This is a genomic window from Pseudomonas sp. GL_117, from assembly GCF_057835125.1.
Window position 1 is genome coordinate 6193288 of the sequence record NZ_CM174418.1, and the last position, 21370, is coordinate 6214657.

15 protein-coding genes are annotated in these 21370 nt (G+C 61.7%); 7 read left to right on the top strand and 8 right to left on the bottom strand.

Annotation, left to right across the window (positions count from 1 at the left end):
- Positions 1–2 precede the first annotated feature (2 nt).
- From AC3ISR_RS28365 to pbpC, 7 genes are all read left to right on the top strand, one after another.
- Complete coding sequence (locus tag AC3ISR_RS28365; protein ID WP_489324537.1) at positions 3–1301, top strand: phosphatase PAP2/dual specificity phosphatase family protein; 1299 nt, start codon at positions 3–5, stop codon at positions 1299–1301.
- Positions 1291–1734 (top strand): hypothetical protein, encoded by a 444-nt coding sequence (locus tag AC3ISR_RS28370; protein WP_192298114.1) that lies wholly within the window; start codon positions 1291–1293, stop codon positions 1732–1734. Before AC3ISR_RS28365 ends, AC3ISR_RS28370 begins: the two co-directional genes overlap by 11 nt.
- A gap of 9 nt (positions 1735–1743) precedes the next feature.
- Complete coding sequence (locus AC3ISR_RS28375; protein WP_226454749.1) at positions 1744–2364, top strand: lysophospholipid acyltransferase family protein; 621 nt, start codon at positions 1744–1746, stop codon at positions 2362–2364.
- 1 nt (position 2365) lies between these two features.
- The gene (locus AC3ISR_RS28380) at positions 2366–3298 is read left to right on the top strand and encodes a phosphatidate cytidylyltransferase (RefSeq protein WP_192298116.1); all 933 of its coding nucleotides are present in this window, start codon (positions 2366–2368) and stop codon (positions 3296–3298) included.
- A gap of 595 nt (positions 3299–3893) precedes the next feature.
- Positions 3894–4094, top strand: coding sequence for a DUF3077 domain-containing protein (locus tag AC3ISR_RS28385; protein WP_226454750.1), 201 nt, complete (start codon positions 3894–3896; stop codon positions 4092–4094).
- A gap of 93 nt (positions 4095–4187) precedes the next feature.
- Positions 4188–9992 (top strand): alpha-2-macroglobulin, encoded by a 5805-nt coding sequence (locus AC3ISR_RS28390; RefSeq protein ID WP_489324538.1) that lies wholly within the window; start codon positions 4188–4190, stop codon positions 9990–9992.
- Complete coding sequence (pbpC, locus tag AC3ISR_RS28395) at positions 9973–12273, top strand: penicillin-binding protein 1C (RefSeq protein ID WP_489324539.1); 2301 nt, start codon at positions 9973–9975, stop codon at positions 12271–12273. Before AC3ISR_RS28390 ends, pbpC begins: the two co-directional genes overlap by 20 nt.
- Before the next feature lie 7 nt (positions 12274–12280).
- On the opposite strand, the gene AC3ISR_RS28400 is transcribed toward pbpC, so the two are convergent.
- The 8 genes from AC3ISR_RS28400 to atpA form a co-directional block, all read right to left on the bottom strand.
- Positions 12281–12646: an avidin-fold protein gene (locus tag AC3ISR_RS28400; RefSeq protein ID WP_192298120.1), complete on the bottom strand. Its 366-nt coding sequence runs from the start codon at positions 12644–12646 to the stop codon at positions 12281–12283.
- A gap of 63 nt (positions 12647–12709) precedes the next feature.
- The gene (gene glmS, locus AC3ISR_RS28405; protein WP_226454754.1) at positions 12710–14542 is read right to left on the bottom strand and encodes a glutamine--fructose-6-phosphate transaminase (isomerizing); all 1833 of its coding nucleotides are present in this window, start codon (positions 14540–14542) and stop codon (positions 12710–12712) included.
- 10 nt (positions 14543–14552) lie between these two features.
- Positions 14553–15320, bottom strand: coding sequence for a DeoR/GlpR family DNA-binding transcription regulator (locus AC3ISR_RS28410; protein ID WP_192298122.1), 768 nt, complete (start codon positions 15318–15320; stop codon positions 14553–14555).
- Between the two features lie 229 nt (positions 15321–15549).
- Positions 15550–16917: a bifunctional UDP-N-acetylglucosamine diphosphorylase/glucosamine-1-phosphate N-acetyltransferase GlmU gene (glmU, locus tag AC3ISR_RS28415; protein ID WP_489324540.1), complete on the bottom strand. Its 1368-nt coding sequence runs from the start codon at positions 16915–16917 to the stop codon at positions 15550–15552.
- 124 nt (positions 16918–17041) lie between these two features.
- A complete protein-coding gene (locus AC3ISR_RS28420; RefSeq protein WP_003177061.1) occupies positions 17042–17458 on the bottom strand; it encodes a F0F1 ATP synthase subunit epsilon in 417 nt (138 codons plus the stop codon).
- Positions 17459–17502: 44 nt separating this feature from the next.
- Positions 17503–18879, bottom strand: a complete 1377-nt coding sequence (gene atpD, locus AC3ISR_RS28425; protein ID WP_003177062.1) for a F0F1 ATP synthase subunit beta — start codon at positions 18877–18879, stop codon at positions 17503–17505.
- Between the two features lie 27 nt (positions 18880–18906).
- Complete coding sequence (atpG, locus tag AC3ISR_RS28430) at positions 18907–19767, bottom strand: F0F1 ATP synthase subunit gamma (protein ID WP_010565870.1); 861 nt, start codon at positions 19765–19767, stop codon at positions 18907–18909.
- A gap of 50 nt (positions 19768–19817) precedes the next feature.
- Complete coding sequence (gene atpA, locus AC3ISR_RS28435) at positions 19818–21362, bottom strand: F0F1 ATP synthase subunit alpha (protein WP_192298124.1); 1545 nt, start codon at positions 21360–21362, stop codon at positions 19818–19820.
- Between the last annotated feature and the right edge of the window lie 8 nt (positions 21363–21370).

The following is a 21370-nucleotide window of genomic DNA, read 5'->3' on the forward strand; positions in this document are numbered from 1 at the left end:
ACATGCGCGAACCCGGTCTGCTCAAGCCCGCCGTCCTCTGGCTGCTGCTGTTGGCGCCGCTGTTCTTCAGCACCTACGGCTTCGCCACCTGGGTCACCAGCCAGCGCAGCGACGTCGGCACGTTGGTGTTCGACTGGGAAACCCACATGCCCTTCCTGGCGTGGACCATCGTGCCCTACTGGTCCATCGACCTGCTTTACGGGTTCTCCCTGTTGCTGCCCAACAGCCGGCATGAACTGAAGCAACATGCGCTGCGGCTGTTGAGTGCGCAGGTGATTGCCGTGAGTTGCTTCCTGATCTGGCCGCTGCGGTTCACCTTCGAGCGGCCCGAACTGGATGGCGTGTTCGGCTGGCTGTTTGCCGTGCTGGCCGGGTTCGACAAACCGTTCAACCAGGCGCCGTCGCTGCACATCGCGCTGCTGGTGATCCTGTGGGTCATGTACCAGCGCCACACCCAGGGTGTCTGGCGCTGGCTGGTACACGGCTGGTTCGCGTTGATCGGTCTTTCGGTGCTGACCACTTATCAACATCACTTTATCGACTTACCCACAGGCGCCCTCGCCGGCTGGATCTGCGTGTGGCTATGGCCGGTGGAACATCCGAGCCCGCTGCTGAATGCGCGGCTGACGCGGGACCCCAAGCGCTGGCGGCTGGGCGTGCGTTACGGCCTGGGCGCGTTGCTGCTGGCGGTGCTTGCGTTGGCCCTGGGCGGCGGCTGGCTGTGGCTACTGTGGCCGGCGGTGTCCCTGGCCTTGATCAAGGCGAACTACTTCGTGCTGGGCGCCGCAGGCTTCCAGAAGCGCGCCGATGGTCGACTGACACCGGCCGCGCGCTGGCTGTATGCGCCTTATCTGGCGGCGGCGTGGATCAACTCGCGCCTGTGGACACGCAAACATCCACAACCCGACCGGATTGTGGATAACGTCTGGCTCGGGCGCATTCCCACGACCCGCGAGCAGGAGCCCTTCAAGGCCATCGTCGATCTCTGCGCCGAATTGCCGATTAATCCACAGGGCCGTGCCTATCAGGCCATCCCCGTGCTGGACCTGATCGCCCCGACGCCCGCCGAATGCCTGCTCGCCGCCGAGGCCATCGAACGCCTGCGCGCCAGTGGCCCGCTGCTGGTGTGTTGCGCCCTGGGCTATTCGCGCAGCGCGACGGCGGTTGCCGCGTGGCTGCTGCACAGCGGGCGGGCCACGACGGTGGAGGATGCGCTGACTATTATTCGTACAGCGCGGGCCGATGTGGTCCTGCACCCCGCTCACCGTGAAGCTTTGGAGGGTTTGCCCCATGCCCGCTGATATGGAACTCCAGGTCGTCGCCAGCCTGCTGCGCCGCGGCCGTTCGCTGGATCAGTTATCCACAGGCCTGACCCTGCTCGGCGTGTTGTTCGGCCTGGCCCAACTGCTGATGGCCAGCATTACGCCGATCTGCCTGCTGCTCAGCCTGTGGATGATTATCCTTGGGCTGCTGCAAAAGTACTGGGCGCTGCGCGTGGCCTTCGATGCCGACCTGTTCGCCCTGCTCGCCCGCGACACCGAACGCACCGCCGACCTCGACCTGGCCCTGCAAACCCTTGGCCTGCAAGCGCCCAAACGCGCCGGCCGGCCTTGGACCGAACGCCGTCGCGGCGCCCTCAAACTGCTGCGCAAACAGGCCTGGTTGCTGGGTGCACAAACGCTGCTGACCCTGGGCGTGATCCTCGCCAGCCCCTGGCTGCCTTTCGCCGGATAAGGAATTCCCATGTTCGAACCCGTGGTCGCCACGCTGATTACCTCCATGGCCCGCACCGTTACCGGCGCCCGCAGCCTGTGGCTGGGCTGCGCACCTGTGCCGGTGCAACGCATCTACTTCGCCAACCACAGCAGCCACGGCGACTTCGTGCTGCTGTGGGCCTCATTGCCGCAAAACCTGCGCAAATTCACGCGCCCGGTGGCCGGTAGCGATTACTGGAGCAAAAGCGCCTTGCGCCGCTACATCATCAACCGTGTGTTCAACGGCGTGCTGATCGACCGCGAGCGCAAGGACCCTGTGGATAACCCGTTGCAGCCGATGTTGGCCGCATTGGAAGGCGGCGACTCGTTGATCCTGTTTCCCGAAGGCACGCGCAATCTGGAAGACGGCCTGCTGCCGTTCAAAAGCGGCTTGTATCACTTGGCAAAAAGTTACCCACAGGCCGAACTGGTACCTGTGTGGATAGCCAACCTCAACCGGGTCATGCCCAAGGGTCGCGTGTTGCCGCTGCCCCTGCTGTGCACCACCAGCTTCGGCACGCCGTTGCATTTGGAAGAAGGCGAAGACAAGACCGCGTTCCTCGCCCGCACCCGTGACGCCCTGCTCGCCCTAGCCCCGGAGCATTCCTGATATGCATAGCCAGACCATAATGCTGTTCGGCGGCATCGGCGCGATCCTGGTGCTCGCCTCGCTGATCGGCCTGATCCTCAAGCTGCGCACCCGTGGCACGCCTAACGCGGTGATCGACAACCTCAACGCACGCATCAACGCCTGGTGGGTGATGGTGGTGGTCATCGGCATCGCCTTCTGGCTCGGCACCGGGGCGGTGATCCTGCTGTTCTACGCGGTGTCGTTCTACGCCCTGCGCGAATTCCTCACCCTCACCCCCACCCGCCGCAGCGACTACCCGGCGCTGGTGGCCGCGTTCTACCTGGCGCTGCCGCTGCAATACCTGCTGATCTACTCGGACTGGTACGGGCTGTTCTCGATCTTCATCCCGGTGTACGTGTTCCTGCTGCTGCCGATCCTCGCCTCCCTCGGCGGCGACAGCACACACTTTTTGGAACGGGCGTCGAAGGTGCAATGGGGCCTGATGATCGCCGTGTTCTGCGTGTCGTTCGTGCCGGCCCTGCTGACCCTCGACATTCCCGGCTACGAGGGCCGCAACCTGCTGCTGATCGCCTACCTGGTGATCGTGGTGCAACTGTCGGACGTGCTCCAGTACGTGTGTGGGAAGTTGTTCGGCAAACACAAGATCGCGCCCAACCTGTCGCCCTCCAAAACCGTGGAAGGCTTTGTCGGCGGGATCTTGCTGTCATCCCTGATCGGCGCAGCCCTGTGGTGGACCACGCCGTTCAACCCATGGCAGTCGTTCCTGATCGCGCTGTTGATCAACCTGCTGGGGTTTGCTGGCGGCATCGTGATGTCGGCGATCAAGCGCGACCGGGGCGTGAAGGATTGGGGGCACATGATCGAGGGGCATGGCGGCATGCTGGATCGCTTGGACTCGGTGTGTTTTGCCGCGCCGATTTTCTTTCACCTGGTGCGGTTCTGGTGGACCTGAGTCCACCATTCTCCAGCCATCCAAAAATCAAAAATGTGGGAGCGGGCTTGCTCGCGAAGGCGGTGTTTCAGCCACTTGATAGGTTGGCTGACACACCGCCTTCGCGAGCAAGCCCGCTCCCACATAGGCTTTGCGGTGACACCTAAAAACTTGTATGCCTACAGGCTTACAAGGGTCGGTAATTTGTAAGCCTATAGGCTTACAAATCGTGCCAAACTCCGTCAGCAAACCTGCGTGCATTTGTTCTGCGGCAAAGTCTGAAACAAGCACTCCTACCACTCGCGTCCCTTTCTTTCGCAGGACATTTCCGAGAGAATCCCAGCCGCTTGTGCCCTGCCTTTTCGGTAGCTAGTCTGCGTTCGTCACTGCCCATTCAGTGACCGGGTTTAGCAGCTCGAATGTTCAACATTGGGCGCACAAGCGCCATCTCAAGCATGGCGTTTTTTTCTGCCAACGCTTTATGGTGGCTGTGCGCAGGGCACCTTCGGGTGCGTCGGATTCCCAATGTTCCGGCCTGCTAACCTGCGTACAGCTGCCACCCATTGTTTAGCAGCGATGGCTGTCAGCTCCAATTTTCTACATTGGAGTTAACGCAATGAGCAAAGTAAGGCCCGACCCACCCCATCCCTTTTTCATCACCCATCCCGAACTCAGCTTCGAAGACGCCCTGGCTTACGCCTCAGACCTGCTCCAGTGCGCTGAAGCATTAGGTGACTCACCCAAAGCCGCCAGCTATCTGGCGAAAATGGCCAAAGTCATGGTGGATCGCTCGCTGGAATGTATGACCCCTTCGTAACATTCCCTCGCCACAAATAGTGCGGCGTATCGGTGTCATCTTTTGTATCAAAGACACTGTAAGATACGCCGCACTTAGCCAGGGATGCTCACCATGTTCGACTCGTTCAAAACGATCTGCCGCCGTTTGTACGGTGCATTAACGACTGTGGTGGGTGCCCTGTTCGGCCAATGGAGCCCGCCGTTCTGGCTGCGCGCCATCGGTGATGGCGTGCTGGCGCTCGGTCAGAAGGCCCGCGCTTATCCGCGCCAGGCCGGGGCCGGCGTGCTGGGCCTGGTGCTGCTGGGCGCTGCCGGGTTCTACGGCTGGCAGTGGTACTCCCACCTGCCCAAGCCCCACACCGTGAGTTATTCGCTGCACAAGCCCAACCTCACCGATTACACCCAGCCAACGCCGGTTGTGGATAACTTGCAGGTGCGTTTCGCCGAGTCCGTGGCCCCACTGGCGGCGATTGGCAAGCCGGTGAGCGAAGGCATCACCCTCAAGCCGAGCGTGGCGGGTACGTGGCGCTGGTCCGATGACCGCACCTTGCTGTTCGTGCCGGAGAAAGACTGGCCGATCGACGCCGGTTACACCCTGGACCTGGCGAAGAAAAACCTGCTGGCCGACGGCGTACTGCTCGACCAATACAGTGCCCAGTTCTCCACCCAACCGTTCCGCGCCACCCTGGCGCAAAACGAGCTGTACCAGGACCCGTCCAATCCAACGCTGAAACAGCTGGTGGCGACCTTCCACTTTTCCCACCCAGTGGATGAAGACAGCCTACGCAAACGCGTGACAGTGACCCTTGGCAAAGGCCTGGCCTACCGCGACGCCCAGTTGCCCAATCGGCCGGAAGTGACGTTCGACGAGAAAAAACTCAACGCCTACGTGCGCTCCGCCGCCCTGGCTACACCGCTGGAAAGTACCCCGGTCAGCGCCAAGCTCGACGAAGGCCTCAAGGCCCGCGACGGCGGCAACGCCAGCAACGCGCCGCTTGTGGCGCAAGTCACTGTGCCCGGGCGTTATCGCCTGACATTCACTGGCGCCGAAGTCAGCTTTGTCGACAACCAGCGCGGCGAACCCGAGCCGGTGCTGATGTTCAGCAGCTCCAGCGCCGTAGCCGATGACACCATCGCCGGTAAGGTGCAGGCCTGGCTGCTGCCGGAAAAAGCCGAGGACGATACGCGCCCCTACAACAGCAACGACATCGACGATGCCCTGCTCGCCCGCAGCACCAAGGTCAACCTGACCCACGTGCCCAGCGTCGAACCGTTGAACACCCTGCATGCCTTCAAGTTCAAGGCCCCGGCCGGCCGGGCTATCTATGTACGCGTGCCCGCCAACCTGGAAGCCATCGGCGGTTATCTGGCGAAGAATCCTACGGCGTCGCTGATCAGCATGCCGGCGTACCCGCGCACGTTGCAGTTCCTGTCTGACGGCGCCCTGCTCAGCCTCAACGGCGAAAAACGCCTGGGCTTCATGGCCCGTGGCGTGCCCGGCGCCCATGTGGAAATCGCCCGCCTGCTGCCCAACCAATTGCAGCATCTGGTGGACCAGAGCAGCGGTAGCTTTGCCCGGCCGAATTTCGGCAACGAGTACTTCGACCGCATGGTGGAACGTCAGACGCTGGACATTCCACTGTCGTCCAATGATCCGGCGAAAACCGTCTACGACAACGTCGACCTCAGCCACTACCTCACCGCCAACGGCGGCCGTCGCGGCATTTTTGTGCTCAAGCTCAGCCCCCAGGACGAGCCGGTCGAGCGCACCTTCGAGTACGACCGCAGCAGCACCAGCGACCTGCGCTTTATCGTAGTGACCGACCTGGGCATCATCGCCAAGCGCTCCAGCGATGGCAGCCACGATGTGTACGTACAGTCCATCGGCAACGGTTCGCCGGTGGCCGACGCACAGGTCGACATCATCGGCCGCAACGGCTTGCCCGTGAGCAGCGGGCGCACCGATGGCGAAGGCCACGCGCATTTCGCCAAGCTGGATGAATTGCGCCGTGAGAAAACGCCGCTGATGTATGTCGTCACTCGCGGCAATGACCAATCCTTCCTGCCGATTGCCCGTCAGTCCCAGCAACTGGATTTGTCGCGCTTCGATGTAGGCGGTTTGGAAGAAGACGGTGCGGTTGATCGCCTCAGCGCCTACCTGTTTACCGACCGCGGCCTGTACCGCCCTGGCGAGACCGCGCACCTGGGCATGATCGTGCGCAGCGGCAACTGGAAAGGTGCCCTGCAAGGCCTGCCGGTAGAGCTGCAAATCACCGACCCACGCGGCCTGGAAGTGATTCGCCAGCCGCTGAAGCTGTCCGCCAGTGGTTTTGAAACCTTTGATTTCCCCAGCAGCGAAGTCGCCCCCGCCGGGGACTACACCGCGACCTTGCAGTTGATTGGCCAGAAACAGACCCGCACCGACCTGGGCAGCGTCAGCTTCAAGGTCCGCGACTTTGAACCGGACCGCATGAAAGTCAGCCTGAGCCTGCATGACACTCCCGTGCAGGGCTGGATTCCACCGGACCAAGTGGTCGCCAAAGTCACCGCGATGCACCTGTTCGGCGCCCCGGCGGCCGGGCGTCGGGTGACCGCGAAAATGTCCCTGAGCCCAACGCTCGCGGCATTCGAGCGCTATCCCGATTACCGCTTCCGCCTCAACGACTCCCTGGAAGAGGCCAGCACCGAAGACCTCGCCGAAACCACCGTGGATGACAACGGCCAGGCTCTGCTCGACCTCAACCTGCAACGCTTCGCCAACAGCACCTATCGCCTGCAGGTCATGACCCAGGTGTTCGAAGCCGAAGGCGGGCGCAACGTGGCGGCGCAAAGTGCCTTGTTGGTGTCGTCTGCGCCTTACCTTGTGGGTGTGAAAAGTCAGGACTCGCTGTCGTACGTCGCCAAGGATGCGCCACGCGAGGTGCAATGGCTGGCCGTGGCGCCGGACCTTTCGCCGCTGGCAGTGGAGGGCCTGACCAGCGAAGTGGTCGAGCACCGCTATGTGTCGGTGCTGGTGAAACAGTCCAACGGCACCTACAAGTACGAGTCGCGCATCAAGAACATCAGCCAGCCGGCATCCAAGCTGGTGATGACCCAGGACGGCGCCAGGCAGAGCCTCAACACCGGCACGCCGGGTGATTACACCCTGCAACTGAAAGACGCCAACGGCAACCTGCTTAACCAGATCGACTACAGTGTGGCCGGGCGTGGCAACACCTCGCGCTCCCTGGAGCGCAACGCCGAATTGCAACTGCGCCTGGATAAACGCAGCTACGCCACCGGCGACGAGATCGCCATCAGTATCCGCGCGCCGTACACCGGGGCCGGCTTGATCACCATCGAACGGGACAAGGTCTATACCCAGCAGTGGTTCAAGGCTGACAGCACCAACAGCGTGCAACATATCCGCGTGCCTGCGGGGCTTGAAGGCAATGCCTACGTCAACGTGCAGTTTGTGCGCGACATGGGCTCGGCCGAGGTGTATATGAGCCCGCTGTCCTACGGCGTGGTGCCCTTCAGTATCAACCTGGATGCGCGACGCATGGCGCTGAAAGTCGAGGGCCCGGCGAAGGTCGAGCCGGGGCAAATGCTCGACATCAAGGTCAACGCCGACCGCCCGGGCCGCGCCGTGGTGTATGCGGTAGACGAAGGCATCCTGCAAGTGGCGCGCTACCAGACGCCGGACCCGTTGGGTTTCTTCTTCCAGAAGCGCGCGCTGGAAGTCGGCACCAGTCAGATCCTTGACCTGATCCTGCCGGAATTCAGCCGCCTGCTCAGTGGGGCAGCGCCCGGTGGCGATACGGAAGGCGCCCTGGCCAATCACCTCAACCCGTTCAAGCGTAAACATCAGCCGCCCGTGGCGTGGTGGTCCGGGTTGGTGGACCTGCCGGCCGGTGAGACTGTGCTGCATTACCAGGTGCCGGACAGTTTCAACGGCAAGCTGCACCTCTTCGCGGTGGCGGTGGACAGCGACAGCGTGGGTGTCAGTGAGGCCAATACCGAGGTGCGTGGGCCGATCGTGATCACACCGAACGTGCCGGCCTTCGTGGCGCCTGGGGATGTGTTCAATGTCAGCGCCGGGGTGTTCAGCAACCTCGACGCCGCGGCCAACGTGAAGTTTGAGGTGCAAACCAGCGACGGCCTCAAGGTGCAGGGCGACAAGGGCAGCACCTTGGCCCTGCAACCGCGCAAGGAAGGCACCGCCGAGTTCAAGATCAAGGTCGGTGAAACCCTCGGTTCGGCCGACCTGCGCTTTGTCGCGGTACTGCCGGATGGCAAGCGTATCCAGGTGGCGGAAACCACTTCGATCCGCCCTCTGAGTGAGCACCGTGTGGCCTTGAGCCTGGGCCGCTTCGACAGCGCCAGCAAAGAGCTCAAGCCAACCCGCGAGCTGTTCAGCCAACTGCGCGACGTACAACTGGGCGTCGCCGCCTCGCCGCTGGTGTGGGCCAACGGTCTCAAGCATTACCTGGATGACTACGGCTACGCCTGCACCGAGCAATTGGTGTCCAAGGCCATGCCCGCGCTGATCTGGGGTGGCAACGCCCCTGAAGCCGAGCAGGCCTTCAGCAGCGCGGTGCGCATGTTGCGCCAACGCCAGAACCAGGCCGGCGGCTTTGGTTTGTGGGCGGCCAACCCGGATGTGGCGCCGTACGCCAGCCTGTATGCCACCGACTTCCTGATCGAAGCCAAGGAGCGTGGGTTGCCGGTGCCGGAAGACCTGCTGGTGCGCTCGAACGCGTATCTGACAGATTTGGCCAACGGTCCTAGCGAAGGCCTGTCGGAATTGCGCAACCGTGCCTACGCCAGTTACCTGCTGAGCCGTCAGGGGATTCTGGTGAGCGGTGCCTTGAGTGACATCCGCGAGCGCTACGAGAGCTACTTCAAGGACAGCTGGCAGAACGACCTCGGCGCCGCTTACCTGGCCGCCAGCTACAAGTTGCTCAAGCAGGATCGCCAGGCCGATACCTTGTTCCGCAAGATCCCTTGGCGCGCCCTTGTGGATAAGTGGACCAGCGACGGTATGTACTACGACCCGCTGGTGCACGACGCCGAACACTTGCACCTGCTGGCGCGGCATTTCCCGGAGCTGATGGACGACGTGCCAACGGCGCTGCTGGATAAACTCGGTAAACGCTTGAACGAACAGCGCTACAACTCGCTGTCGGCGGCACTGTTGCTGCGGGCTTTGGATAACTATGGCCAGCGTGCGCAAAGCGACATGACGCTCAAGGCCACGGCCTGGTTGGGCGACAGGCAACAACAGTTGCTGGAAATGGCTGGCCAGCCGCCGCGCGCCGCCGTTCCCGGGGCCACGCAAAAACTGGTCATGGAAAAATCCGACGGCCCGGCCGCGTTCTACATGCTCAGCGAAGCCGGTTTCGACAAGGGCGCCAAGCTCAAGCCGATCAACAACGGCCTGGAGATCATCCACGAGTACCTCGACCTCAAGGGCGACCCGGTGAGCAAGGTCGCAGTGGGCGATGAGTTCCTGGTGCGCTTGCGTCTGCGCGCCACCGATCGCGACCAGGTGCAGCAAGTGGCGGTGGTCGACCTGCTGCCGGGTGGCGTCGAGCCTGTGTATAACTTGCCGCCGGAGCCGGAAGCGGCCAGCAGCGAAGAGAGTGAAGGCGAAGAGTCCGAGTATGTGGAAGAAGACAGCCAGGAAGCCGAAGCCTGGCAAGCGCCCATCGGCGAGACCGAGCTGAGCAACTGGCAGCCGGACTACGTGGATGTACGCGATGATCGAGTGGTGTTGTACGGCACTGCACTGCGCGATGTAGGTACCTTCGTGTACCGCGTGCGCGCCACCAATGCCGGTACGTTCAATACGCCACCGGCCTACGCCGAAGGCATGTACGAAACCACCCTGCAAGGGCGCGGCAAAGTAGGCCAGCTTGAAATTACCAAGCCTTAAACGCCTGGCGCCGCCGCTGCTGCTAGCGGCGGTGGTGCTGGCGGGGCTGCGCCTGTGGCCCCATGCCCCGCTGGAACAGGCCGTGACCTCGTCACGGCTGGTGCTGGCCGACGACGGCTCGCTGCTGCGCATGACCTTGGCGGATGACGGCCAATACCGCTTATGGCTACCGCTGGAGCGGATGTCTCCTTCACTGGTCGAAGCCTTGCTGCTCAAGGAAGACCGCAATTTCTACTGGCACCCGGGGATCAATCCCCCGGCTTTGCTGCGTGCGGCCATGGCCACCTACAGCGGCGGCCAGCGTCAGGGCGGTTCGACCTTGAGCATGCAACTGGCGCGGCGCCTATGGGACCTGAACACCCGCCAGGTGCCCGGCAAGTTGCAGCAGATGGCCTTGGCGCTGTGGTTGGAAGCGCGCTACAGCAAACACGACATCCTCGAGGCCTACCTGAACCTGGCGCCGATGGGTGGCAATATCGAAGGCGCCGAGGCGGCGAGCCGCATCTACTTTGGCAAGGCCGCCGCGCAATTGTCGTTGTCCGAAGCGCTGGCGCTGGCGGTGATTCCGCAACAGCCGGGGCGGCGCGCGCGTTTCGGGGCGTCGCTGCAAAATGCGCGGCTGCGCTTGATGGCCGACTGGCGCGAGACTTATCCACAAGACCCGCGTAACGACAGTTTGCTGGACTTGCCGCTGGAGGCGCGTAACCGCCAGCAGATCCCGTTTTTGGCGCCGCATTTGAGTGAGCAACTGCTGGCGTCCCAGCCCGGCAACGAGCTGAACAGCACCCTCAACCTGCCGTTGCAGCAACTACTCGAACGTCTGATCAGCGGCTTTATCGCCGAGCGGCGCAGCACCGGCGTGGAAAATGCCACGGCGATCCTGATCGACAGCCGCGACCAGAGCGTCAAGGCGCTGGTGGGTTCGGCGGATTACTTATCCACAGGCATCCACGGTCAGGTCAACGGCGTGCTGTCGCGGCGCTCGCCGGGGTCGACGCTCAAGCCGTTCCTGTATGGCTTGGCGTTGGACCAGGGGGTGATCCACCCCATGAGCATCCTCAAGGACTTGCCCAGTAACTTCGGCTACTTCCAGCCGGAAAATTTCGACGGCAGTTTTGTCGGCCCGCTGACGGCGCGCGATGCATTGATCCGTAGTCGCAATATCCCGGCAGTGTGGCTGGCCAGCCAGGTGAAATCGCCGTCCTTGTATGGATTGCTGCAACGCGCCGGTATCAAGGGCCTGCGTGACGAAAGTCATTACGGCCTGGCTCTGGCCCTCGGCGGCGGCGAGATGACCCCGGAGGAGCTGGCGCGGCTGTACGTGATGCTGGCCGGTGACGGGCATTTGCGGCCGCTGCGTTATTTACAGGAGCAGCCGCAATCCACCGGGGCGCAACTGCTCACGCCCCAGGCCGCGTTCATGGTGCGCGACATGCTGCGTCGCAACCCGCGCCCGGATGGCTTGCCCGGCCGCCATTGGCGCACCGCGTGGAAAACCGGCACCTCCTGGGGTTTTCACGACGCCTGGAGCGCCGGCCTGGTCGGCCCCTACGTGCTGGTGGTGTGGGTGGGCAACTTCGACGGCCGGCCGAACCCGGCGTTTATCGGCGCCAAGACCGCCGCGCCGCTGTTCTTCCGCATCGCCGACGCCCTGCCGCTGGCGTTGCCCAATGTGGTGATCAAGCCCGATAAACCACCCGTCGGGCTGGTACGCATCGACGTCTGCGCCGCCTCCGGCGATTTGCCCAACCGCTGGTGCCCGCAAACCCGCAAGACCTGGTATCTGCCCGGCGTGTCGCCGATTCGAGTATCCAACCTGCATCGCCCGGTGCTGATCGACACGCGCACCGGCAAGGCCGCGTGCCCGCCCTTCGAGGCGCAGTACACCCGTGAAGAAGTCTTCGAATTCTGGCCCAGCGACATACAGCGCCTGTACCGCGCCGCCGGCCTGCCCCGGCGCACGCCGCCCAGCGTGATGAAAAACTGCCAACCCAACCGCATCAGCGACCAGAGCGAAGCGCCGCAGATCCGCTCACCGCTGACCCAAGTGAGCTATCAACTGCGCCTGTCGCAACCCCAGGAAAGCATCCCGCTGAATGCCAACGCGGCCAGCGATGCGGCGACGCTGTACTGGTTCGCCGATCAAACCTTGATCGGCCAGGGCCCGCCGCAGACCACGCTGAACTGGCGACCGGGCAAATCAGGGGAGTATCGGCTGCGGGTCAGCGATGATCAGGGGCGCAGTGCGAGCCGGGGGTTGCGGGTGGAGTTCGTGCCGTGATCAGCGGCTACGTGACAAGCTCGGTGTAGCTGGACTCCCCACCTCCCGTCGCCCCCGACAACCAACCCCATACAAACGCCAGCGTAGTGCGCCCGGCAGCATCAACGCCGACCGTGCCGCGAGACCAGCCGGCCAATAACTCGCCCTGTGTGGTCACGCACTGAAACAGCAACTCGATCGTATCCTCGCCGGTTACACGCCCGACCTGCTGGCCGATACGAATCCGCCCGCCTTGGTAAGTGCCCCAGATGGCTTCGCCTTCGACTTGATAATGGAACACCGTACCGGCACCGGAGAGGCCCTGGGTGTTGTTTGCGACCGCAAACCGGCGATTGTGCAAACGCTCGCCGATTTGGGAAAGAGGGGTTGGCATCGAGGTCGAATCCTTTCGTCGTGCTGATCCTGGAGACCCGAGGGGCCTCCAGGCTACGCGGGGTTACTCCACCGTCACCGACTTTGCCAGGTTGCGCGGCTGGTCGACGTCGGTGCCTTTGAGCACGGCGACGTAGTACGACAGCAGTTGCAGCGGGATGGTGTAGAGGATCGGCGACAGGATGTCGTGGATGTGTGGGATGTTGATGACGTGGGTGCCTTCGCCGTTGGTCATGCCGGCTTTTTCGTCGGCGAACACCACCAGTTGGCCGCCACGGGCGCGCACTTCCTGCAGGTTGGACTTGAGCTTCTCCAGCAGTTCGTTGTTCGGCGCGACGGTCACCACCGGCATGTCGTCATCCACCAGGGCCAATGGGCCGTGTTTCAGCTCACCGGCTGGGTAGGCTTCAGCGTGGATATAGGAGATTTCCTTGAGCTTGAGGGCGCCTTCCATGGCGACCGGGTATTGCGCGCCACGGCCGAGGAACAGGGTGTGGTTTTTGTCGGCGAACAGTTCGGCGACTTTTTCCACGGTGCTGTCCATGGCCAGGGCTTCGCCCAGACGGGTAGGCAGGCGACGCAGCTCTTCGACCAGGGTGGCTTCGACGCCGGCAGCAAGGGTGCCGCGGACTTGGCCGAGGGACAGGGTCAGCAGCAGCAGGCCGACCAACTGGGTGGTGAAGGCTTTGGTCGAGGCCACGCCGATTTCACGACCGGCCTGGGTCAGCAGGGTCAGGTCGGATTCGCGCACCAGGGAGCTGATGCTGACGTTGCAGATCGCCAGGCTGGCGAGGAAGCCCAGTTCCTTGGCGTTGCGTAGGGCGGCCAGGGTGTCGGCGGTTTCGCCGGACTGGGAGATGGTCACGAACAGGGTATCGGGCTGCACCACGACCTTGCGGTAGCGGAACTCGCTGGCGACTTCGACCTGGCACGGGATGCCGGCCAGTTCTTCCAGCCAGTAACGGGCGACCATGCCGGCGTGGTAGCTGGTGCCGCAGGCAACGATCTGCACATTGCGCACTTTGGCGAACAGCTCGGCCGCTTGCGGGCCGAAAGCGTTGACCAGCACCTGGTGCTGGCTCAGGCGCCCTTCCAGGGTGCGTTGCACCACGGCTGGTTGCTCGTGGATTTCCTTGAGCATGAAGTGGCGGAATTCGCCCTTGTCGGCAGCCTCGGCACCGTCGCGGTACTGCACGGCTTCACGCTCGACGGAGTTGCCGTTTACGTCCCAGATCTGCACGCTTTCACGACGGATGTCGGCAATATCGCCTTCTTCCAGGTACATGAAGCGGTCGGTGACCTGACGCAGGGCCAGTTGGTCGGAAGCGAGGAAGTTTTCCCCCAGGCCCAGGCCGATCACCAACGGGCTGCCGCTGCGGGCGGCAACGACGCGGTCCGGTTGGCTGGCGCAGACCACGGCCAGGCCGTAGGCACCATGCAGTTCCTTGACCGTGGCCTTGAGGGCGGCGGTCAGGTCGCTGTGGTCCTTGAGTTTGTGGTTGAGCAGGTGGGCGATGACTTCGGTGTCGGTGTCCGAGGTGAACACGTAGCCCAGGCCCTTGAGTTGGTCGCGCAGCACTTCGTGGTTTTCGATGATGCCGTTGTGCACCACGGCCAGGTCGCCGGAGAAATGCGGGTGGGCGTTGCGTTCGCACGGAGCGCCGTGAGTGGCCCAGCGGGTATGGGCGATGCCCAGGCGGCCAACCAGCGGCTCGCCGTTCAAGGCTTGTTCCAACTCGCTGACCTTGCCCGGACGGCGCGTGCGCTCCAGCTTGCCGGCGTTGGTGAAGACGGCTACACCGGCGCTGTCATAGCCACGGTATTCCAGGCGCTTGAGGCCTTCGATCAGGATCGGGGTGATGTTGCGTTCAGCGACTGCGCCTACGATGCCACACATGGTGTTTCTCCTAGATGATTGCCGCGCATATCAGCGTAATGCCGCGGGCTTGGATCTGGTCGCGGGCCTCAAGCGGCAGGCGATCATCGGTGATCAGGGTATGGACGCTGCTCCAGGGCAGTTCCAGGTTGGGAATCTTGCGGCCGATCTTGTCGGATTCGACCATCACCACCACTTCACGGGCGACCTCGGCCATCACACGGCTCAGGCCCAGCAGTTCGTTGAAGGTGGTGGTGCCGCGCTGCAAATCGATGCCGTCGGCGCCGATGAACAGCTGATCAAAGTCATAGGACCGCAGCACCTGTTCGGCGACCTGGCCTTGGAACGAGTCCGAATGCGGGTCCCAGGTGCCGCCGGTCATCAGCAGCACGGGCTCGTGTTCCAGTTCGCTCAAGGCGCTGGCCACGTGCAGGGAGTTGGTCATCACCACCAGGCCGGGCTGGTGGCCCAGTTCAGGGATCATCGCGGCGGTGGTGCTGCCGCTGTCGATGATGATGCGTGCGTGCTCACGCAGGCGCATCACGGCGGCACGGGCGATGGCGCGCTTGTACACCGAAATGGGCTGAGCGGCATCGCCTACCAGTTCCTGGGGCATGGTGATGGCGCCACCGTAGCGACGCAGCAACAGGCCGTTGCTTTCGAGAGCGGCCAGGTCCTTGCGGATGGTCACTTCCGACGTTTCGAAATGCTTGGCCAATGCGTCCACGCTGACTTCGCCCTGTTCATTGAGCAAAGCCAGGATATTGTGGCGGCGTTGGGGTGTATTTCGTTTCGACATGGTGATGATAAGTTTCGTTTCGAAAGATAACGAAGGCAATCAAAACCTATTGGCGAAAGATCGTCAAGCGGGGCGTGGTAAATTTCTGGAAAAATCCCCAACCAGATGTGGGAGCTGGCTTGCCTGCGATAGCGGTGTATCAGCTTGCACATCAGTGGCTGATAGATCGCTATCGCAGGCAAGCCAGCTCCCACAGGGGATAACGCTGGCCAGGCGAGCTGTGGATAACTCAGCTCTTTTTGATTTTGACCGGGCGTTTCCAGCCATCGATGTTGCGCTGGCGAGCGCGGGCGACGCCGAGCTGCAAGTTATCCACATCCTGGTTGATGGTGGAGCCGGCCGCGGTGGTGGCGCCATCGCCGACTTTCACCGGGGCAACCAACGAGTTGTTGGAACCAATGAACACGTCTTCGCCCAACACAGTCTGGTGCTTGTTGGCGCCATCGTAGTTGCAGGTGATGGTGCCCGCGCCGATGTTGGTGCGCGCGCCGATCACGGCATCGCCCAGGTAAGTCAGGTGACCGGCCTTGGCGCCCTCGCCCAGGTGGGCGTTTTTCAGTTCGACGAAGTTACCCACATGGGCCTTGGCCTCCAACACGCTGCCCGGACGCAAGCGTGCGAACGGGCCGGCATCGCTGCCCTCGCCCATCACGGCACCTTCCAGGTGGCTGTTGGCCTTGATCACCACGCCTTTGCGCAGGGTGCTGTCCTTGATGACGCAGTTGGGGCCGATGATCACGTCGTCTTCGATGATTACGCGGCCTTCGAGGATCACGTTGATGTCGATCAGCACATCGCGGCCCACGGTGACTTCACCACGCACATCGAAGCGCGCCGGGTCGCGCAGGGTCACGCCCTGGGCCATCAGGCGGCGGCCTTCGCGCAGTTGGTAGTGACGCTCCAGTTCGGCGAGTTGCTTGCGGTCGTTGGCGCCCTGCACTTCCATCGGGTCGTGGGGTTGCTCGGTGGCGACCAGCAGACCATCACTCACGGCCATCTCGATGACGTCGGTGAGGTAGTACTCGCCCTGGGCGTTGTTGTTGGACAGGCGGCTCATCCAATCGGCGAGCTTATTGCCAGGCACCGCCATGATTCCGGTGTTGCCTTCGGTGATGGCGCGCTGGGCTTCGCTGGCGTCTTTATGCTCGACGATGGCCGCGACCTTGCCGTCAGCGTTGCGCACGATACGGCCGTAGCCGGTCGGATCAGCCAGTTCGACTGTGAGCAGGCCCATCTGGCCGGGTGCCACGTGCTTGAGCAGGCGTTGCAGGGTTTCCACTTCGATCAGCGGCACGTCGCCGTAAAGGATCAGCACGGTGTCGGCCGTGATGAACGGCACGGCTTGCGCGGTGGCGTGGCCGGTGCCGAGTTGCTTGTCTTGCAATACGAAATTCAGGTCGTCCGCAGCCAGGCGTTCACGTACCACATCGGCACCGTGGCCGATGACCACGTGAATACGCTGCGGATCGAGTTGCCGGGCGCTGTGGATAACATGGCCAAGCATGGAGTTGCCGGCAACCGGGTGCAGCACCTTGGGCAGTGCCGAACGCATGCGAGTGCCCTGGCCAGCGGCGAGAATGACGATTTCAAGAGACATGAATGGCTACCAATCCTGGGCGGTCCGGCGTCAGACCAAAGAAGTGTTTTGCAAAAAAAGAAAAAGGGTAGCCGAGGCTACCCTTTTTAATCAAATCACACATGAAGCATGACGGCTGGGCCGCTTACTTCTTGCGGATCTGCTGGAGCGTGCGCAGCTGGGCTGCAGCCTCGGCCAGACGTACAGCAGCAGCGCTGTAGTCGAAGTCCGCACCCTTTTCATTCAGGGCCTTCTCAGCAGCCTTGACGGCTTCCTGAGCGGAGGCTTCATCCAGGTCGCCAGCACGTTGCACGGTGTCGGCAAGTACCTTGACCATGTTCGGCTGAACCTCGAGGAAACCACCGGAGATGTAGAACACCTCCTTTTCCCCGCCTTGCTTGGTCAGAGTGATCGGACCTGGCTTCAAGCTGGTGATCAACGGCGCGTGACCCATGGCAATACCAAGGTCACCGAGTTCGCCGTGTGCAATCACCATCTCTACCAGACCGGAGAAGATTTCCCCTTCCGCGCTGACGATATCGCAATGGACTGTCATAGCCATCTGATTGCCTCAACCTGATGAGCGCCCGTTTCCGGGCGCTTGGATTACAGTTTCTTGGCTTTCTCGATCGCTTCTTCGATGCCGCCGACCATGTAGAACGCTTGTTCTGGCAGGTGGTCGTAGTCACCGTTGAGGATGCCTTTGAAGCCAGCAATGGTGTCTTTCAGGGAAACGTATTTACCCGAAGCACCGGTGAAGACTTCAGCCACGAAGAACGGCTGCGACAAGAAGCGCTGGATCTTACGAGCACGGTTTACCAACTGCTTGTCGGCTTCCGACAGCTCGTCCATACCCAGGATCGCAATGATGTCCTTCAGTTCTTTGTAACGCTGCAGCACGTACTGAACGCCGCGAGCGGTGTCGTAGTGCTCCTGGCCGATCACGTTCGGGTCCAGCTGGCGCGAAGTCGAGTCGAGTGGATCGACCGCTGGGTAGATACCCAGGGAAGCGATGTCACGGGACAGAACGACGGTGGCGTCCAAGTGGGCGAAGGTGGTCGCTGGCGACGGGTCGGTCAAGTCATCCGCAGGTACGTATACCGCTTGGATCGAAGTGATCGAACCTTCCTTGGTCGAAGTGATACGTTCTTGCAGAACGCCCATCTCTTCAGCCAGGGTCGGCTGGTAACCTACTGCCGAAGGCATACGGCCCAGCAGTGCGGATACTTCAGTACCGGCCAGGGTGTAACGGTAGATGTTGTCGACGAACAGCAGAACGTCGTTACCTTCGTCACGGAACTTCTCGGCCATGGTCAGGCCAGTCAGTGCTACGCGCAGACGGTTTCCCGGCGGCTCGTTCATCTGACCGTAAACCAGTGCCACTTTGTCCAGAACGTTGGAGTCCTTCATCTCGTGGTAGAAGTCGTTACCCTCACGAGTACGCTCACCCACACCGGCGAACACGGAATAACCGCTGTGCTCGATGGCGATGTTACGGATCAGTTCCATCATGTTTACGGTCTTGCCTACACCGGCACCACCGAACAGACCGACTTTACCGCCCTTGGCGAACGGGCAAACCAGGTCGATAACCTTGATGCCGGTTTCCAGCAGGTCGTTGCCACCAGCTTGTTCGGCGAACGAAGGTGCTGGACGGTGAATGCCCCAGCGCTCTTCGGTGTCGATCGGGCCGGCTTCGTCGATTGGGTTGCCCAGTACGTCCATGATCCGGCCCAGGGTCGCTTTACCGACCGGTACGGAGATGGCTGCGCCAGAGTCGATAACGTCCAGACCGCGCTTCAAGCCTTCGGTGGAACCCATCGCAATGGTACGAACTACGCCGTCGCCCAGCTGTTGCTGAACTTCCAGAGTAGTTTCCGCGCCTTGTACTTTCAGCGCGTTGTAGATGCTCGGTACGCTGTCGCGTGGAAATTCCACGTCGATAACGGCGCCGATGATTTGAACGATACGTCCGCTACTCATAGCTGGATCCTCTGAATATTTGAACCGTTAAACCGCGGCAGCGCCGCCGACGATTTCCGAGATCTCTTGGGTGATCGCAGCCTGACGCGCCTTGTTGTAGATCAGCTGCAAATCGCTGATCAGATCACCGGCGTTGTCGGTAGCGTTTTTCATCGCGATCATCCGCGCCGCTTGTTCAGCTGCGTTGTTCTCGACCACCGCCTGGTACACCTGCGACTCCACGTAGCGCACCATCAAGCCGTCAAGCAGCTCTTTGGCGTCTGGTTCGTAGAGGTAGTCCCAGTGGTGCTTGAGTTCCTGATCCGGAGTCGCCACCAGTGGAATCAATTGCTCCACGGTTGGCTGCTGGGTCATGGTGTTGATGAACTTGTTGGATACCACGGAGAGGCGGTCAATCCGGCCTTCCAGGTACGCATCCAGCATCACCTTCACACTGCCGATCAAATCATTGATCGACGGCTCTTCACCCAGGTGGCTGATAGCTGCTACGACGTTGCCGCCGAAGTTACGGAAAAAGGCCGCACCCTTGCTACCAACAACACACAGATCGATCTCGACGCCGTTTTCGCGGTTTACCGCCATGTCCTTGACCAGGGCCTTGAACAGGTTGGTATTCAAACCACCGCACAAACCACGGTCACTGCTCACAACCACATAACCGACGCGCTTAACTTCGCGGTCGATCATGAACGGGTGGCGGTATTCCGGGTTGGCGTTGGCCAGATGCCCAATTACCTGGCGGATACGCTCCGCATAAGGACGGCTAGCAGCCATGCGCATTTGTGCCTTGCGCATTTTGCTGACCGCCACTTTTTCCATGGCGCTGGTAATTTTTTGCGTGCTTTTGATGCTCGCAATCTTACTGCGAATCTCTTTTGCGCCTGCCATGTAACACCTATCAGGTTAGCAAGCGGGAGCCTTGCGGCTCCCGCTGCGGCTTACCAGGTTTGGGTGGCCTTGAACTTCTCGATACCGGCTTTCATGCCAGCGTCGATATCGTCATTGAAGTCACCCTTCACGTTGATCTTCGCCATCAGTTCGGCGTGATCGCGGTTGAAGTAAGCAATCAGCGCTTGTTCAAAGCTGCCGACCTTGGCGATTTCAACGTCGGTCAGGAACCCACGCTCAGCGGCATACAGCGACAACGCCATGTCAGCGATCGACATTGGGGCGTATTGCTTCTGCTTCATCAGCTCGGTAACGCGCTGACCATGCTCAAGTTGCTTACGGGTCGCTTCGTCCAGGTCAGAAGCGAACTGGGCGAATGCCGCCAGTTCACGGTACTGAGCCAGAGCGGTACGGATACCACCGGAGAGCTTCTTGATGATCTTGGTCTGAGCGGCACCACCCACACGGGATACCGAAACACCGGCGTTCACTGCAGGGCGGATGCCCGAGTTGAACATGGCCGATTCCAGGAAGATCTGACCGTCGGTGATGGAAATCACGTTGGTCGGAACGAACGCGGAAACGTCGCCAGCCTGGGTTTCGATGATCGGCAGTGCGGTCAGGGAACCGGTTTTGCCGGTCACTGCGCCGTTGGTGAACTTCTCTACGTACTCTTCCGAAACGCGGGATGCGCGCTCCAGCAGACGGGAGTGGAGATAGAACACGTCGCCTGGGTAGGCTTCACGGCCTGGTGGACGGCGCAGCAGCAGGGAAATCTGGCGGTAAGCCACTGCTTGCTTGGACAGATCGTCATAAACGATCAGCGCGTCTTCACCGCGGTCGCGGAAGTATTCACCCATGGTGCAACCGGAGTACGGTGCCAGGAATTGCAGCGCAGGAGATTCCGAAGCACTGGCAGCCACGATGATCGTGTTGGCCAGGGCGCCGTTTTCTTCCAGCTTGCGAACCACGTTGGCGATGGTCGATTGCTTCTGACCGATGGCTACGTAGACGCAGAAAATGCCGCTGTTCTTCTGGTTGATGATCGCGTCGATCGCCAGGGCGGTCTTACCGATCTGACGGTCACCGATGATCAGCTCACGCTGGCCACGGCCGACTGGGATCATGGCATCGACAGCCTTGTAGCCAGTCTGTACAGGCTGGTCTACCGACTTACGCCAGATCACGCCTGGAGCAACTTTCTCGACCGCGTCGGTCTCGGTGTTGCCCAGTGGACCTTTACCGTCAACAGGGTTACCCAGTGCATCGACTACGCGACCCAGCAGTTCCTTACCAACCGGAACTTCCAGGATGCGGCCAGTGCACTTGGCGCTCATGCCTTCAGCCAGACTGGTGTACGCGCCCAATACAACGGCACCTACGGAGTCTTGCTCCAGGTTGAGGGCCATACCGTAGACGCCGCCCGGAAACTCGATCATCTCGCCGTACATTACGTCGGCCAGACCGTGAATCCGCACGATACCGTCAGATACGCTGACGACAGTGCCTTCGTTACGGGCTTGGGAGGTCACATCGAGCTTGTCGATGCGGCCCTTGATAATTTCACTTATTTCGGAAGGATTGAGTTGCTGCATTGCTCTGC

Bases quoted from the DNA above. Each gene is read 5' to 3' on its own strand.
- AC3ISR_RS28420 (WP_003177061.1), bottom strand. From the start codon at position 17,458: ATGGCTATGACAGTCCATTGCGATATCGTCAGCGCGGAAGGGGAAATC.
- AC3ISR_RS28365 (WP_489324537.1), top strand. From the start codon at position 3: ATGCGCGAACCCGGTCTGCTCAAGCCCGCCGTCCTCTGGCTGCTGCTG.
- atpG (WP_010565870.1), bottom strand. From the start codon at position 19,767: ATGGCAGGCGCAAAAGAGATTCGCAGTAAGATTGCGAGCATCAAAAGC.
- atpD (WP_003177062.1), bottom strand. From the start codon at position 18,879: ATGAGTAGCGGACGTATCGTTCAAATCATCGGCGCCGTTATCGACGTG.
- atpA (WP_192298124.1), bottom strand. From the start codon at position 21,362: ATGCAGCAACTCAATCCTTCCGAAATAAGTGAAATTATCAAGGGCCGC.
- glmS (WP_226454754.1), bottom strand. From the start codon at position 14,542: ATGTGTGGCATCGTAGGCGCAGTCGCTGAACGCAACATCACCCCGATC.
- AC3ISR_RS28410 (WP_192298122.1), bottom strand. From the start codon at position 15,320: ATGTCGAAACGAAATACACCCCAACGCCGCCACAATATCCTGGCTTTG.
- glmU (WP_489324540.1), bottom strand. From the start codon at position 16,917: ATGTCTCTTGAAATCGTCATTCTCGCCGCTGGCCAGGGCACTCGCATG.
- AC3ISR_RS28400 (WP_192298120.1), bottom strand. From the start codon at position 12,646: ATGCCAACCCCTCTTTCCCAAATCGGCGAGCGTTTGCACAATCGCCGG.
- AC3ISR_RS28385 (WP_226454750.1), top strand. From the start codon at position 3,894: ATGAGCAAAGTAAGGCCCGACCCACCCCATCCCTTTTTCATCACCCAT.
- AC3ISR_RS28375 (WP_226454749.1), top strand. From the start codon at position 1,744: ATGTTCGAACCCGTGGTCGCCACGCTGATTACCTCCATGGCCCGCACC.
- AC3ISR_RS28390 (WP_489324538.1), top strand. From the start codon at position 4,188: ATGTTCGACTCGTTCAAAACGATCTGCCGCCGTTTGTACGGTGCATTA.
- AC3ISR_RS28370 (WP_192298114.1), top strand. From the start codon at position 1,291: ATGCCCGCTGATATGGAACTCCAGGTCGTCGCCAGCCTGCTGCGCCGC.
- AC3ISR_RS28380 (WP_192298116.1), top strand. From the start codon at position 2,366: ATGCATAGCCAGACCATAATGCTGTTCGGCGGCATCGGCGCGATCCTG.